The organism is Bacteroides oleiciplenus YIT 12058, assembly GCF_000315485.1.
Taxonomy (GTDB): Bacteria; Bacteroidota; Bacteroidia; order Bacteroidales; family Bacteroidaceae; genus Bacteroides; species Bacteroides oleiciplenus.
The window spans coordinates 1,555,056-1,569,105 of sequence record NZ_JH992941.1; the positions used below are offsets into that span (position 1 = coordinate 1,555,056).

The following is a 14,050-nucleotide window of genomic DNA, read 5'->3' on the forward strand; positions in this document are numbered from 1 at the left end:
TGTGATATATCTATGTCTTTTGTTATGAGCGCATTTTGGTGTGCAAAGATAACGGTTTTCTACTCAAAGAGAAAGAGAAGACAATGAAATATCCAAATACCAGGTATGGAAATCTATATTTATCAGTGCTGTAACTGAAACAATATCAATAGAGGGTTACTGTCTTCGTTCCAGTTTGCAAACATTTGTGCTGTATTCTCATCCAACCCGTTTATCTTCAAAGCAGCATTAACTGTCTCTTCGTTGTAGTCGGAAGTACAAATGAGATAATTGCCTGCTACCCCATTGATAATCAGATTTCCCAGTAGTCTATCCTCTTTTATCAGGTTGAGGTTATATATGTTGTTTCCAGTTTTAGAAATCCCCAAAAACTGAGGTAGCGGAAAGGTCGATAGAGAACAAAAATATCCATCTGCTGTCTCGTAGAAAGCATTGATATCCTTTATATGTTTCATGTCGGTCATGAACGATTGAGGATTACCCTCTAAAGTCTTCAATTCTACTTCCTTGAAATATTTATCTGAAAGAATATTTGCCATTAAACTAATGGTTTTACCATTTAAGATATAAATCTCCGGTGTAAAACGTTGATAAAAGTAAACTTTATCGCCGGAACGGTATAGATAGTGAGAAGAACCTCTTGGCACTTTTTGTTCGTCTATTTCCTTCAACGTTGATTTGAGCAATGATTGTATTTTCCCATCTTTTCTGGAATAAACAGCTAATTTATCTTTAATCCTACCTTGATCATATATTTCTGATATGATTATATGCTCTTCATCAATTACTGCAAATTCCATGAAGTAGCATCCCAATTCCATTTCATCATATTTCTCGAAGTCATTTGCGTTGTATCTGATAATCTTTTGGCGGGCATTGTCGGCTATGTATATATTCCCTGTAGCATCTACGTCAAAATCAATGGGGGCTATATATTCTTCAGGACCTTCTCCCAGTTTATACAATGATTTAATAAATTTCCCATTTTCGTTGAATATAAGGACTCCCATATTAGCGCTTTTATCAAGAATGTAAAAATGCTTATTCTGGTATAGTATTTTGTCGATGCTTCCGATTAGAGAATTATCAGTCACTTCCAAAGGAAGATATTTCACTTTGCAGACTGGATTCATATTTGATGTTTGTACGGTGTCCAGCAGGAAGTTCATGCTCTTTGTACTGTTATTTTTTGAACTTGGCTGACAAGAAAGAAACAGAATATTAAAAAGGAGGAAGTAAAGTGGTAAGAGAATGATTGTTAGTAGTGGTTTAGGCCATTTCATATGCATGCTGTTTTTGTCGTTATCATCATCAAGTCGTACAAAGATAATGAATTTTTGTAAAGCTAAAAGGCTAAAAGCTATTTTCCTGTTGTCATGTATCTATTCAGTTTCTTGCATATTCCCCCTTCCACCTTCTTCCATCTCCTTATTTATCGGCTTTAGCGGGTGGAAGGCTACTTTGTGGTTATCATTTACCCCTGCTTGTTTTGACGGCTTTCGTTTCACATTATAATCGACCGACTTGAGTTGTTTACTATACCGACTGGAATCATATGATCGAATGACGTTAGTTGCTCAAATGAATGACTGTAGTTGGTCGATTGTAACTATCTTCTTTTAACGCACGATTGCTTAGTAATGAAAACATGAAAGCAGTGCCATTTTTCGTACATACAGACAAATGATGATCATATCTTTTGAATGCCTGTAAGACGCTATTTCAGTCTATGCCTGCCAACCCTTCCACCCGCCAAAGCCGATGAATAAGGCGTCTTAGCTGTGTGGAAGGGGGGAAGAGATAAAGTAAGAGGCGTTAAAAGTTCATGCTCTTTTGTTTTATACGAAATATATTCCGTATTTTGCATTACATAAAATGTGTAACGTAAAAATAGGAAATGAGACATGATATTAAAGTCATCGCTTTCGATGCGGATGATACTCTCTGGAGTAATGAGCCTTTCTTTCAGGAAGTGGAACGGAAATATACGGAGTTGCTGAGCGATTACGGCAGTGCAAAGGAGATATCGGCAGAACTGTTTAAAACAGAAATGAGTAACCTGGAATGTCTGGGTTATGGTGCCAAGGCATTTACCATCTCAATGGTTGAGACGGCTTTGTGGGTTAGCAATCAGACGATTACAGCAGAGAAGATACAGCAAATTGTTCTTCTGGGTAAATCTTTGCTCGAAATGCCGATTGAGTTGCTGTCCGGTGTGGAAGATACGCTGAAAGCATTGAAAGAACAAGGCTGCTATCGGCTGGTAGTGGCAACGAAAGGCGACCTGCTGGATCAGGAACGTAAACTGAAACGCTCCGGACTGACTCCTTATTTCGACCATATTGAAATCATGTCCGATAAGACGGAGAAAGAATATAACCGCTTGTTGCAAGTGCTGCAAGTAGCTCCTGAGGAATTCCTGATGATTGGAAATTCGTTGAAATCTGATATTCAGCCTGTGCTGGCAATAGGCGGATATGGCGTGCATATTCCTTTTGAGGTAATGTGGCAGCATGAGGTAGTGGAGACGTTTACACATCCCAGATTGCAACAGATGAAAAGTCCGGTAGAATTGTTGAACTGGCTTTGATTGGGAGGACATAAAAGAAGCTGTTAGTTACGTCGCGAAACCTGGTATTCCACCTTATACATGTGATCGAAGTATTCCACCCAATCGTTGGGGGCGATACCTATTTGCAGACCGTAGAAGAAAGTTCCTTTCTCCCGGTTTGCCTGCATTTGCTTTATTAATTCCGGTTTGCATTTCGGTATGCGGAAATCACTGATTAATAGGATATCCGCATTCATATAGCGGTTCTGATCGAGCATCCTGAACGTGTCCTTTAGCATCCGGGTGGCATCCGTATCACCAGTGAACGGGTGGCTGAAAAACTCCATCAGCTTCTGCCGTTCACGCCGTACGTCGATGGTCCGGGTGGCTACGGAGAAAGAAATCAGAAAACATTCCCTGTCCTGCAACTCCGCTATTTCGATGAGCTTTATCAGCAGGGAATTAGCCATTTTCTCCGGTTTGCCCGTCATACTGCCTGATGTGTCGAGGCACACAATCATCGGGCCTTTCAGGACGGCGGGCTTTGCTTCCAGTCGTCGGGAGGGTTGCATGATTTCCGATTTGTAGCGAAAGGTCTGCAACTTTTGAGTGAAGTATTTCAGCATGAAGACGTCTTGCAGTTCGCTGTCCGAGTAGTAAAGCAATTCCGAGGGAAGCAGGGCGTTCAAGTCGTTGCCGGTGGTGACACCCAAGATGTCGCTTTTTTGTGAGTGGGACAGCTTGTAGACGCTACCCTCCGTCACGTATACCTGTTTGCTACCTTCGTCGTCGGCAATCCGGCCCATGCGGTTGGCTACTTTCAGGAGCTCGGGATACTCTTTTTGCAGTTTTACAATCTTGCGGATGCTCTCGAAGTCGATAGTGTTCCAAAGCCCATTCATCATGCTCCATGCCTGGAAGAATTCTTCTTGTTCCACCTGGTGCTCTTCCAGATACTCCGGTATCTTGCTCAGGCTGGTCTTCAGTTTCTTTTCCAGAAAGTCTTTCCGGTCGTTCAGGTTTTTCTCTTTCTGTTCCTGTAATTTCTGCTGGAAAGAGTCTTCCCAGTCGCTCAGCATTTTCTCCCAGACGGAAGGGTCGTGCTGCTGTTCTTTGTCGCCGAACATGTGCTCGTAGAATGGCTCGTCGAAAGCATTCTCCTTATAGTCTTCTTTGATTTTTCTCAGAAGCGCCTGCCAGCCGTCGCGTTTCTCCTTTATCCAGTTGAGGGCACTTTCCATTTCTCCGAGTTCGGACTGTGCTCTTTGCATCTGGAACTTTTCCTGTTCGAGGAATTGCCAGACGAATTGTGTGGTGATGTCATAGAATATGCGTGCATGAACTTCATTTTCCAGAACTTGCAGTTTGATGGAAGGGTTGTTCATGATGGACAGCAGATAAAGATACAGAGGATCTTCCGTTTCGCCATATGCGTTTTCGGCACATTCTCCGGTCTGTACGAATTTCTCTACTACCTTTGCGTAGAAGTTTATGTCATACTTCTTTTTGGTCAGTCCCGCCATATTGCTGTAAGTTGAATTGTAGTTTCTCCTCTTCAATCTCTACGTTCCGCAGTTTTTTTCGTACTTCGTCCGAGAAGCGGCTGACCAGTTCTTTGTCCGCCTGGGGTACGAAGATATTATCTGTGCACAAAGTGTTGGTAAGACTGAGTAGACGCTGCGAGAGTTGGTTCAGTTCGTTCCGGTAGTCGCGGGTGGTTATGCGGGGGGTATTGTCGAATATCTGAGGCTCTTTATTAGCAGCAGAAACACTCTTCGCTCCTTTTTTCTTTTGTGTCATCGGATAGCGTACGCCGTCTATCAGCAGGAATTCCGTGCCTTCCCTGTATAGGTTCACTCGTTGTTGTGGAACGGAAGACGGGCCTGTGCCCGGATAACACCGAATGATGGAACGTCCCGGGTTTAGCGGGTCGGGATAGATAAGGGCTTGCCGGGGTGAGTTTTCCCTTTTTTGTTCTTTCAGTGCGAGATAATCCACAGCAAAGATGTAGGTGTGTCCTGTTCCATGCTCTTCTATGTGGTAGTAGAAATAGTCCGTTATTTCCAGGTCGTTTTTTGGGGAAGTATTGTTCTTGAAGTCTTCCAGAGCCTGGCGCACCCGGCTTATCCGGATGTCGGCTTTTATGGACTCTGTAATTTCTTCCATTTCTTCCAGACAAGAAGTGAATAACTCCCGGAGCACCAGCTGGTGGATGGGTGCACATTCGTCTGCTTCGTTCCAGAGACAATGATAGAGAGGAAGCAAGTCTGCGGAGTTGACTTCCGTCCGTCCGTTGATGAAGGCTGAGGCTTTCAGCAGTTGCACGATGTTTTTCCAGCGGCGGTCGCTTACGTAAATGCTGCGCGCTGTGTCTTCATCGTCCAGTGGGAGTCGTTTCAATTGGCGGCGGACGTTGGTGATATATTGCAATATGTCGGTGGGCACGGCTATCTGTCCTATTTGCTTGCGCCATTCCACATATTCTTCTTCGCTGATTTGGAGCTCTGCGGGGACGATTATTTCTTTGTCATTGTCGTCGAGCAACATGCTGTGGAATGTATCTTCATCTTGTACGCAGGTGCAGATGATGCGCAACAGGAATCTGTCCCACAGTGCTTCCAGTCCTTCGCCATGTGCAGGCAGTTCGTTGCTGGCGGCAATCAGGAGTTTGAGTGGCAGTTTGATTTCGCTGTCTCCGTTGCGATAAATTTTCTCATTGATGGCGGTGAGTAATGAATTCTGTATGGCAGGCCCGGCTTTCCATATCTCATCCAGAAACACGACACTTGCCGTGGGCAGATACCCTTCGACGGCACGCTCGTATTTATCAAACTCTTTCAGGCGGTTGATGCTGATGGGACCGAATATCTCGTCGGGGGTGGAGAAGCGTGACATCAGATATTCAAAGGCTTTCGCTTCTTTGAATGCAGCTTTCAGGCGGCGTGCCACCATAGATTTGGCTACACCCGGAGGCCCTAATAAAAGAACGCTCTCACCAGCCAGTGCAGCCAACAATGATAAACCTAATTCTGTATCTTTTTCATAGACTCCCTGATTGATGGCAGTCAATAGTTTCTGCATTCTGTTTCTGATGTCCATAATTCTTTCTATATACTTCGTTTTTTGGTAAGCGGCTTCAAATATATGAAATCTTTATACGGAATACAGACAAAATTTTTGATTTATTCTCAATAAAAGGATATCTTTGGTGCAGTATTTTCTAAAGGACTGCATTTTACTAAATGATGGTACGTTTATAATAAACATGAGACATGCTATGAAGAAGGAAAAGAAACATTGGTTACATCTTTACAATCGGATATTGTCCGGCGGATTAGTTTTACTTGGTTTTAGTGCATGTGATAGTATGGGAGAGGCTCCTTGCGAATACGGACAGCCTCATTGTGACTTTGGTCTGAAAGGCAAAGTGTTGGATGAACAACAGCAACCTATTGACGGTGCGAGGATTATAGTGAAGGATTTGGATTATGACGGCAAGCCTGTTGGTTATGATCGTCCCGATACTTTGTACACTAAGAACGGGGAATATGATTTTCAGGATAAAGGTGTGACCAATTACGGCAAATACCGCGTGGTATGCGAAGATCCGTCTGGTGTTTACAAAGCAGACTCTACCGATGTGAAGATGACTCCGACAGGCGGTAAGGGCTGGTATGAAGGCAGCGACACAAAAGAGGTGAATTTTAATCTGAAGAAAAAAGAATGAGTGACCTTTCGATACGAAGAAAGCTTGCCCTGGAAATAGCCCGGAAGATACGGAATAACCTGAAAGAGTTGCACCCCCTGAAACAACTCTTCTGGGAGTGTACCTTGCGCTGTAATCTGCACTGTAAACACTGTGGTAGCGACTGTAGGCGGATGGCGGCAGTGAAAGATATGCCTGCCGGAGATTTTCTGCGTACCATTGACTCTATCACCCCTCATGTAAATCCCAATAAAGTAAGCATTATCATTACTGGCGGCGAGCCCTTGATGCGGGAAGACCTGGAAGAAATTGGTTTGGCTCTTTATCGTCGTGGTTATCCGTGGGGTATGGTTTCTAACGGACTTTACCTGACGAAAGAGCGCCTGCAACACCTTATGGCTGCCGGACTCCATTCTGTCACCATCAGTCTGGATGGCTTTGGCGAAGACCATAACTGGCTGCGCGGACATCCCGGAAGTCACACTCGCGCCCTGGAAGCCATAAAGATGTTGGTGCACGAACCTGAACTGACCTGGGATGTGGTGACTTGTGTTAACCGCCGTAATTATCCTTATCTGAATGAGTTAAAGACTTCTTTATATAAAATAGGCGTCCGTCATTGGCGGATGTTTACCATCTTTCCCGTAGGGCGTGCTGCCTTGTATCCTGAATTTCAGTTGACGGATGAAGAATTTACCGGAGTGATGGAATTCATAAAGGATACCCGTAAAGAAGGGAAGATGCACCTGAGTTATGGTTGCGAGGGTTTCCTTGGCAATTATGAGGGGGAAGTCCGGGACAACTTCTTTGCCTGTAATGCCGGTGTCACTGTCGGTTCTATCCTGATAGACGGTTCCATATCTGCCTGTCCCAGCATCCGCAGCGATTTCCATCAGGGAAATATCTATCAGGACGATTTTATGCAGGTCTGGGAAGAGCGCTTCCAGCCTTTCCGTAATCGTGACTGGATGAAGAAGGATGCGTGTAGCGACTGTTCTTTCTTCCGCTATTGCGAAGGGAACGGGATGCATCTGCGCGACGGAAACGGCGATTTGCTATTCTGTCATTCAAAGAGGCTGCTACATTGATTTATCTTGTTTAAGTAAGTGATAATTTAGCGGCGGCAGACGATTGACAATAGTATCTTCATTCTCCTCCTCCGACTGGAGGAGGGGAATTGAGATACTCCACATATTACGCACGCTAAATTATCATTTATAGTACGAATTAATTTTGGTTGAGTACTTAAAATTGCACTTCATAAGAGAAGTAAAAACTCTTCTTGTGGGACACGCTATTTCGTTCTCTAAAAAATCAGCAAACGATGCTGAAACCTGTCTCCTTTTCTTTTCTTTCCTTTTCCCGTTGCAGGATTGCATAAAAAGCGTATATTTGTCTCATTGTATCATGAATTTAAAGTTAACGAACTATGATAACAAACCAATTGCTTCGTCCTGCCAGCATTGTAGTGGTGGGAGCATCCAATAATGTGCACAAGCCGGGAGGTGCTATCCTGCGTAATCTTATTAACGGTGGTTATACCGGAGAACTGCGTGCCGTGAATCCGAAAGAGACCGAAGTGCAAGGTGTAACGGCTTATGCTGACGTGAAGGACATCCCCGAAACAGAACTAGCTATACTCGCCATTCCTGCCCAGATGTGCCCCGATGCTGTGGAAGTGCTTGCTGCAGAGAAGCAAGTGCGGGCGTTTATCATCCTTTCCGCCGGATTTGGCGAAGAAACGCACGAGGGTGCTCTGCTGGAAGACCGTATTCTGGAAACCGTGAATAAGTACGGCGCTTCCCTGATTGGTCCTAACTGCATCGGTCTGATGAATACCTGGCATCATAGTGTGTTCAGTCAGCCTATTCCCCAACTGCATCCACAAGGTGTAGACCTTATTTCAAGTTCCGGTGCGACGGCCGTTTTTATTCTGGAAAGCGCCGTAACCAAAGGCTTGCAGTTCAACTCCGTCTGGTCCGTGGGAAATGCAAAGCAAATAGGTGTGGAAGATGTATTGCAATATATGGACGAGAACTTCCGGCAGGAAGAAGATTCTAAAATCAAATTACTGTATATCGAAAGCATAGGTGACCCCGACCGCTTGCTGTTTCATGCGTCCTCTTTGATAAAGAAAGGTTGCAAGATCGCTGCCATCAAGGCGGGCAGTAGCGAGAGTGGCAGCCGTGCGGCCTCTTCGCACACCGGTGCCATTGCCAGCAGTGACTCGGCTGTAGAAGCTTTGTTCCGCAAAGCAGGCATCGTTCGTTGCTATTCGCGCGAGGAACTGACGACTGTGGGTTGCATCTTCACCCTGCCCGAATTGAGAGGAAAGAACTTCGCCATCATCACCCATGCCGGAGGTCCGGGTGTGATGCTGACCGATGCACTGAGTAAGGGCGGTCTGAATGTTCCCAAATTGGAGGGTCCTGTTGCCGATGAGCTGAAAAGCAAACTCTTCCCCGGTGCCGCTGTAGGTAATCCGATTGATATCCTTGCCACCGGAACCCCTGACCATCTGCGCCTCTGCCTGGAATATTGCGAAGAGAAGTTTGAGAATATAGATGCTGTGCTGGCCATCTTCGGTACACCGGGCCTGGTCACCATGTTCGAGATGTACGACGTGCTGCACGAGAAGATGCAGACGTGCAGTAAACCGATATTTCCTATTCTACCTTCCATCAACACCGCCGGAGCGGAAGTGGCCGCTTTCCTTGCCAAAGGGCATGTGAATTTTGCCGATGAAGTAACCTTGGGCACAGCGCTTTCCCGCATCATGAATGCTCCCCGACCTGCTGCCAATGAAATAGAACTCTTCGGTGTGGACGTGCCGCGCATCCGCCGCATTATCGACTCTATCCCCGAAGACGGATACATCCAGCCGCATTATGTGCAAGCATTGCTTCATGCCGCAGGCATTCCCATAGTGGAAGAATTTGTGTCCGCCAATAAAGATGAAGTGCTCGCATTTGCCCGCCGTACCGGATTCCCTGTTGTGGCAAAGGTGGTAGGTCCTGTTCATAAATCTGATGTTGGCGGCGTGGTGCTTAATATAAAAGGAGAACAACACCTGGCATTCGAGTTTGAGCGTATGATGCAGATTCCCGAAGTGACCGGTATTTTGGTGCAGCCCATGCTGAAAGGGACGGAACTGTTCGTTGGCGCCAAGTACGAAGAGAAATTCGGACATGTGGTGCTCTGCGGTCTGGGTGGTATCTTTGTAGAAGTGCTCAAAGACGTTTCTTCCGGTCTGGCACCGCTTTCTTACGAGGAGGCTTACTCCATGATTCATTCTCTCCGGGCTTATAAGATTATCAAGGGAACGCGCGGGCAAAAAGGAGTGAACGAGGATAAGTTTGCAGAGATTATTGTACGCCTCTCCACCTTGCTACGCTTTGCTACGGAGATTAAGGAGATGGACATCAACCCGCTACTGGCTACGGAAAAACATGTGATTGCAGTGGACGCACGTATCCGGATAGAAAAAAAAGAATGAAACGACACATCCTGATATCCCTCATTGGTCTGATGCAGGCTCTGTTGCTTTTCCCTCAAAGCACAGAGCGCTTTTTCAGCCAGTATAACTTTAAGTTTATTACGGAGAGCGCAGGTCTGCCCTATAGCTTTGTCAGTGATATATTTAAAGATTCCGAGGGATATGTTTGGGTCGCCACACATTCCGGAATAGGGCGCTACGACGGTTATCAATTCCTGAACTACGGCACACAGACCGAGCCGATACGTCTGAAGAACGATTTTGTCCATAAGATTTGCGAAGACAACTTCCGACGGCTGTGGATTGCATCCGAAGGGGGGATTGACATCTTCGATCTGAATACTTACTCCCCGGTCACATTGTCCCTTCCTGCGGATAGCCCGTTGCGGCAATTGATGGATGAATATGTCAGTACTATCTATAAGGACAAACAAGGTGATTTATGGATTTCCGGCAACAAGGATTTGTGGTGCATAGAGCTGGATGATAAAGGTGGGATTAAGAACTATTATTGTCTGAAGAATGCTTCTGCCTCTCCTGTGCACGCCATCCTTGATATCGGTTGGGCCGTTTGTGCAGGCATTGATAACCGGGTGTGTCGCGTTGAGAAACAGTCTGGTAACCTCCTGAAAACAGATATCCTTTCCGACAGTCTGGTGTCTTTCAGCGAAGATTGGCGCATTTCCTGTATGCAGGCAGATGGCGATGTACTGTGGATTGGTTCTAACCGTGGTCTTTTCAAATATAACCACCCCGAGCGCAGTCTGAAGCGATATCGCTATTCCACCCATCGCCCCGGAATGTTGAGTCAGGCCTACATAACGGACATCAAACTCACAGAACGCGGTCATCTGATAGTCTCTACCCTCAACGGTCTGAACGTTTACTACAAAGACACGGATACTTTCTCTTTCATTCGTCAGACGAGTGACCGGAGTAGTGTCACCATCAACTGTAACGCCATTAACTGCCTATTCACTGATGGAGAAACCATCTGGCTCGGCACAGAAACCGGTGGTGTCAACCTCCTTTCCCCGAAGCGCTTGCAAACCGAACTGTGGACATGCGGAGATGCTTCCGTAACTGCCGACACCTCCACACCCGTAACCAATGCTCCTACGCCTGTGAATGCTGTAGACGAAGACGAGGATGGCAACCTCTGGATTGCGCTTGTGGAGCGCGGATTGATGAAATGGAACCAGGAAAGCAAATCCTGCACTCACCATCTTTTCTCCCCTAACGACATCACTTCCATTAGTAACAATACTCTGATGGGTGTCCTGATAGACTCGGACAACCGTTTATGGGCATACACCTGGGGCGTAGGTATCAACGAACTGGACCTGAACATTCCCAATAATCGTACCTTCAAACGCTATACTTGCGATAATATCCCCGAACTGGAAGGTGACTTTGTCAACAGCGCCTGCGAAGATATGATTAACCACGGGATATGGTTCGGCTCTACCCGAGGGATACACTTTTATGATAAGCGGAAAGATACTTTTACCAGAGTATTGTTCGACCAGTCCGATAATGAGTTCGAGGCTGTTCATGCCCTTCTGATAGACAAGAAGAAACGCTTGTGGATAGGTACCACACAAGGTGTATTTATCATAGACCTGCCCTCTTTCGCCAAGTCGAACAAACGTTTTGATTATAAATACCTGCGGTATAAACTGGACAGCCCGGAGTCCACACAACTGGAAAAGATAAACAGCATCTTTGAGGACCGGAACGGTACCATCTGGCTGGGTGGCAATGGAAGCGGACTTTATCAGTTGACGAGCGACAAGAACAACCACTTCGTCTTTAAGTGCTATACCACCCGTCACGGACTATCCAATAACACTATTATCGGCATGGCGGAGGACGGACAGGGCAACTTGTGGCTGACGACGAATGACGGGATTTCTCGCCTGAACCTCCAGTCGATGACGTTCAGCAACTACACGCAGGCCGATGGTCTGCCCGCTACCCAGTTCTATTGGAACGGTATTCACTATTCGGAAAAGCACGATTTCATTTATCTGGCTACGATAGATGGACTCGTTATCATCTACTCCGATAATGAAACCTTACTACCTTCCTCATCACGTGTGAAGCTTTCTTCGCTGGCAATTGGCGGGAATACCATTTATCCTTCCAGCGGCAACTACTTTAAAAAGACGATTACCCTGTCACCCCGGATTTCCCTGCACGAAAAGGAGAACCGCTTTTCCATCGGTTTCACTACGCAAAATTACGGGAACAGTAGCCGTATCCGCTTTGCCTATCGTCTGGAAGGGTATGAGGACGAATGGAACGAAACCCAGCCGGGCGACTGTATGGCGCGATATACTTCCGTGCCCCCGGGCGACTATACGTTGCAGGTGCGTGCCACGGACGAACTGGGCCAATGGTCGGACCGGACGACGGAGGTGGAGGTAAATATCACGCCTTATTTCTATAAATCCGGTTGGTTCTATCTGCTTTTGGTGATGTTCACCTGCCTTGCCGTTTATCTGTTTTATAAGAGAAAAACCCGGAGCTACCGGGAGCAGAAAGTGCGGTTGGAACAGGAAGTGGAACTGCGCACACAGGAGCTGGCTGTTCAAAACAAGCAACTGGAAGCAATGGCTCAGCACGTCAAGGAGATTACGGAGGAAAAAATTGCTTTCTTCACAAACATCACCCATGAGTTCCGGACACCTGTCACACTTATTCACGGCCCTATTGAGCATGCGCTGAAAGAGACACAGAATGAGGGCATGAAGGCACAGTTGCGGATTGCCGAACGGAACTCCCGCTACCTACTTTCGTTGGTGAACGAGCTGATGGACTTCCGGAAACTGGATATGGATAAGGTGGTACTGGACCGACATTCGACGAATTTCATTGAGTTTCTGTCCGAGTTGCTCATACCTTTCAGGGTCTTTGCCAAAGAACGGCAGATTGAAATCTCCACTTATTTTCGTCTGGACACACCCTTCCTGGTGGTCGATACCGGATATATGCGTAAGGTGATGGTGAACCTAATTTCCAATGCAATCAAGTTTACACCGGACAATGGACGCATCCGTATCTTTGTGGGCTCCGCCAAGGGAGAAGGCGGGGAAAGGGTGCTCTACATCAGTGTATGCGACACGGGGCATGGATTGGTGGCGGAGGACCTGGAGAAGATATTCGACCGCTTTTATCAATCCAAGAAGAGCACGAAATATCCCGTTTACGGGCAGAGCGGCACGGGCATCGGCCTCTTCCTTTGCCGGAAGATTGTGGAACTGCATGGAGGGGAAATATGTGCCCGCAACAACCGTGGACCGGGAGCCTCGTTCCGCATACTGATGCCGTTGGTTTCCGGCGAGAGCGTGGAATCGGACGGGGAAGTGGTGGAACTGCCCGATGATAGGTATATGCCGGACTTGGCGCAGACTGACGACGGGCAGAAGAAAGAAACCATTCTGATTGTGGAAGATAACCGGGATATGCGTTCATATATTCGCACGTTGCTGGTGGGAGATTACCGTCTGTTTGAGGCGAGAGACGGGCAGGAGGCGCTGGAAATCGTTCAGAAGCATACGGTTGATTTGATAGTGAGTGATCTGATGATGCCTGTGATGGATGGTATGGAACTGTCGCGTCGCATCAAGGATAATCTGGCTACTTCGCACATTCCGTTTCTGATGCTCACGGCGCTCCGCTCGGATGTGCAGGAGAAGAGAAGTTTTGAGATAGGTGTGGACGAGTATCTCTGCAAGCCTTTTGACGAGGAAGTGCTCCGGCTCCGCATCCGCAATATCCTGAACCTGCGGGGGAAATATAAGAAGATGTTTTCGTCCAGCAGTAACGTAGAGGAACTGCACGTGAAGGAGGAGTCGAGGGACAAGACGTTTATTACAAATGCCGTCAATCTGATGAAGGAGAACTATGCCGATTCGGAATATAACCTGGAGCGGTTTGTGCGCGATATGGGATATAGCAAGACATTAGTCAACAAGAAGATGCAGGATCTGACGGGGCAGCCCATCGGCCAGTTCATGAAGAACTACCGTCTGAACGTGGCGCAACGGATGATACAGGAAGGTCCGGGCGATGTAAATGTTTCTGAGATAGCTTATGCCGTCGGTTTCAACGACCCTAAATATTTTACGAAGTGTTTTAAGGAGTTCTTCGGATACCTGCCGAGCTCGAAGCTGGGGAAGAAATGAGAGAATATTGTCTCGTTCTGTACTATATTCGTCCCAAACTTTCTTATTTTCTCCTTCTCTAAAGAGAAAAACGCCTACTTTTGCATATCATACTGAATATAGAATAC

8 protein-coding genes are annotated in these 14,050 nt (G+C 46.5%); 5 read left to right on the forward strand and 3 right to left on the reverse strand.

Translation table 11 applies throughout. From position 1 onward, the window contains the following. Positions 1-122: 122 nt before the first annotated feature. Entirely contained in the window at positions 123-1,169 is a 1,047-nt protein-coding gene (locus HMPREF9447_RS13450; protein ID WP_009130292.1) for a 6-bladed beta-propeller, read from the reverse strand. 728 nt (positions 1,170-1,897) lie between these two features. Between HMPREF9447_RS13450 and HMPREF9447_RS13455 the strand changes: the two genes are divergently transcribed. Continuing rightward, positions 1,898-2,590 carry an HAD family hydrolase gene (locus HMPREF9447_RS13455; protein WP_009130293.1) on the forward strand — a complete coding sequence of 231 codons (693 nt, stop codon included), beginning with the start codon at positions 1,898-1,900 and terminating at the stop codon, positions 2,588-2,590. Between the two features lie 23 nt (positions 2,591-2,613). On the opposite strand, the gene HMPREF9447_RS13460 is transcribed toward HMPREF9447_RS13455, so the two are convergent. Both HMPREF9447_RS13460 and HMPREF9447_RS13465 read right to left on the reverse strand, forming a co-directional pair. Continuing rightward, positions 2,614-4,074 carry a vWA domain-containing protein gene (locus tag HMPREF9447_RS13460; protein WP_009130294.1) on the reverse strand — a complete coding sequence of 487 codons (1,461 nt, stop codon included), beginning with the start codon at positions 4,072-4,074 and terminating at the stop codon, positions 2,614-2,616. Beyond that, positions 4,046-5,650, reverse strand: coding sequence for an AAA family ATPase (locus tag HMPREF9447_RS13465; RefSeq protein WP_044138084.1), 1,605 nt, complete (start codon positions 5,648-5,650; stop codon positions 4,046-4,048). The genes HMPREF9447_RS13460 and HMPREF9447_RS13465 overlap by 29 nt, the downstream gene beginning before the upstream one ends. A gap of 178 nt (positions 5,651-5,828) precedes the next feature. Between HMPREF9447_RS13465 and HMPREF9447_RS13470 the strand changes: the two genes are divergently transcribed. The 4 genes from HMPREF9447_RS13470 (at position 5,829) to HMPREF9447_RS13485 (ending at position 13,943) form a co-directional block, all read left to right on the forward strand. Continuing rightward, entirely contained in the window at positions 5,829-6,278 is a 450-nt protein-coding gene (locus HMPREF9447_RS13470; protein WP_009130296.1) for a radical SAM-associated putative lipoprotein, read from the forward strand. After that, positions 6,275-7,345: a TIGR04133 family radical SAM/SPASM protein gene (locus HMPREF9447_RS13475; RefSeq protein ID WP_009130297.1), complete on the forward strand. Its 1,071-nt coding sequence runs from the start codon at positions 6,275-6,277 to the stop codon at positions 7,343-7,345. The genes HMPREF9447_RS13470 and HMPREF9447_RS13475 overlap by 4 nt, the downstream gene beginning before the upstream one ends. Positions 7,346-7,686: 341 nt before the next feature. Then, on the forward strand, positions 7,687-9,753 hold the full coding sequence (locus tag HMPREF9447_RS13480; protein WP_009130298.1) for an acetate--CoA ligase family protein: 2,067 nt from the start codon (positions 7,687-7,689) through the stop codon (positions 9,751-9,753). Beyond that, positions 9,750-13,943 (forward strand): two-component regulator propeller domain-containing protein, encoded by a 4,194-nt coding sequence (locus tag HMPREF9447_RS13485; RefSeq protein ID WP_009130299.1) that lies wholly within the window; start codon positions 9,750-9,752, stop codon positions 13,941-13,943. The genes HMPREF9447_RS13480 and HMPREF9447_RS13485 overlap by 4 nt, the downstream gene beginning before the upstream one ends. Positions 13,944-14,050: the final 107 nt, after the last annotated feature.

Coding starts and splice junctions, on each gene's coding strand:
- HMPREF9447_RS13450 (WP_009130292.1), bottom strand. CDS start 1,169: ATGAACTTCCTGCTGGACACCGTACAAACATCAAATATGAATCCAGTC.
- HMPREF9447_RS13460 (WP_009130294.1), bottom strand. CDS start 4,074: ATGGCGGGACTGACCAAAAAGAAGTATGACATAAACTTCTACGCAAAG.
- HMPREF9447_RS13485 (WP_009130299.1), top strand. CDS start 9,750: ATGAAACGACACATCCTGATATCCCTCATTGGTCTGATGCAGGCTCTG.
- HMPREF9447_RS13475 (WP_009130297.1), top strand. CDS start 6,275: ATGAGTGACCTTTCGATACGAAGAAAGCTTGCCCTGGAAATAGCCCGG.
- HMPREF9447_RS13480 (WP_009130298.1), top strand. CDS start 7,687: ATGATAACAAACCAATTGCTTCGTCCTGCCAGCATTGTAGTGGTGGGA.
- HMPREF9447_RS13470 (WP_009130296.1), top strand. CDS start 5,829: ATGAAGAAGGAAAAGAAACATTGGTTACATCTTTACAATCGGATATTG.
- HMPREF9447_RS13455 (WP_009130293.1), top strand. CDS start 1,898: ATGAGACATGATATTAAAGTCATCGCTTTCGATGCGGATGATACTCTC.
- HMPREF9447_RS13465 (WP_044138084.1), bottom strand. CDS start 5,650: ATGGACATCAGAAACAGAATGCAGAAACTATTGACTGCCATCAATCAG.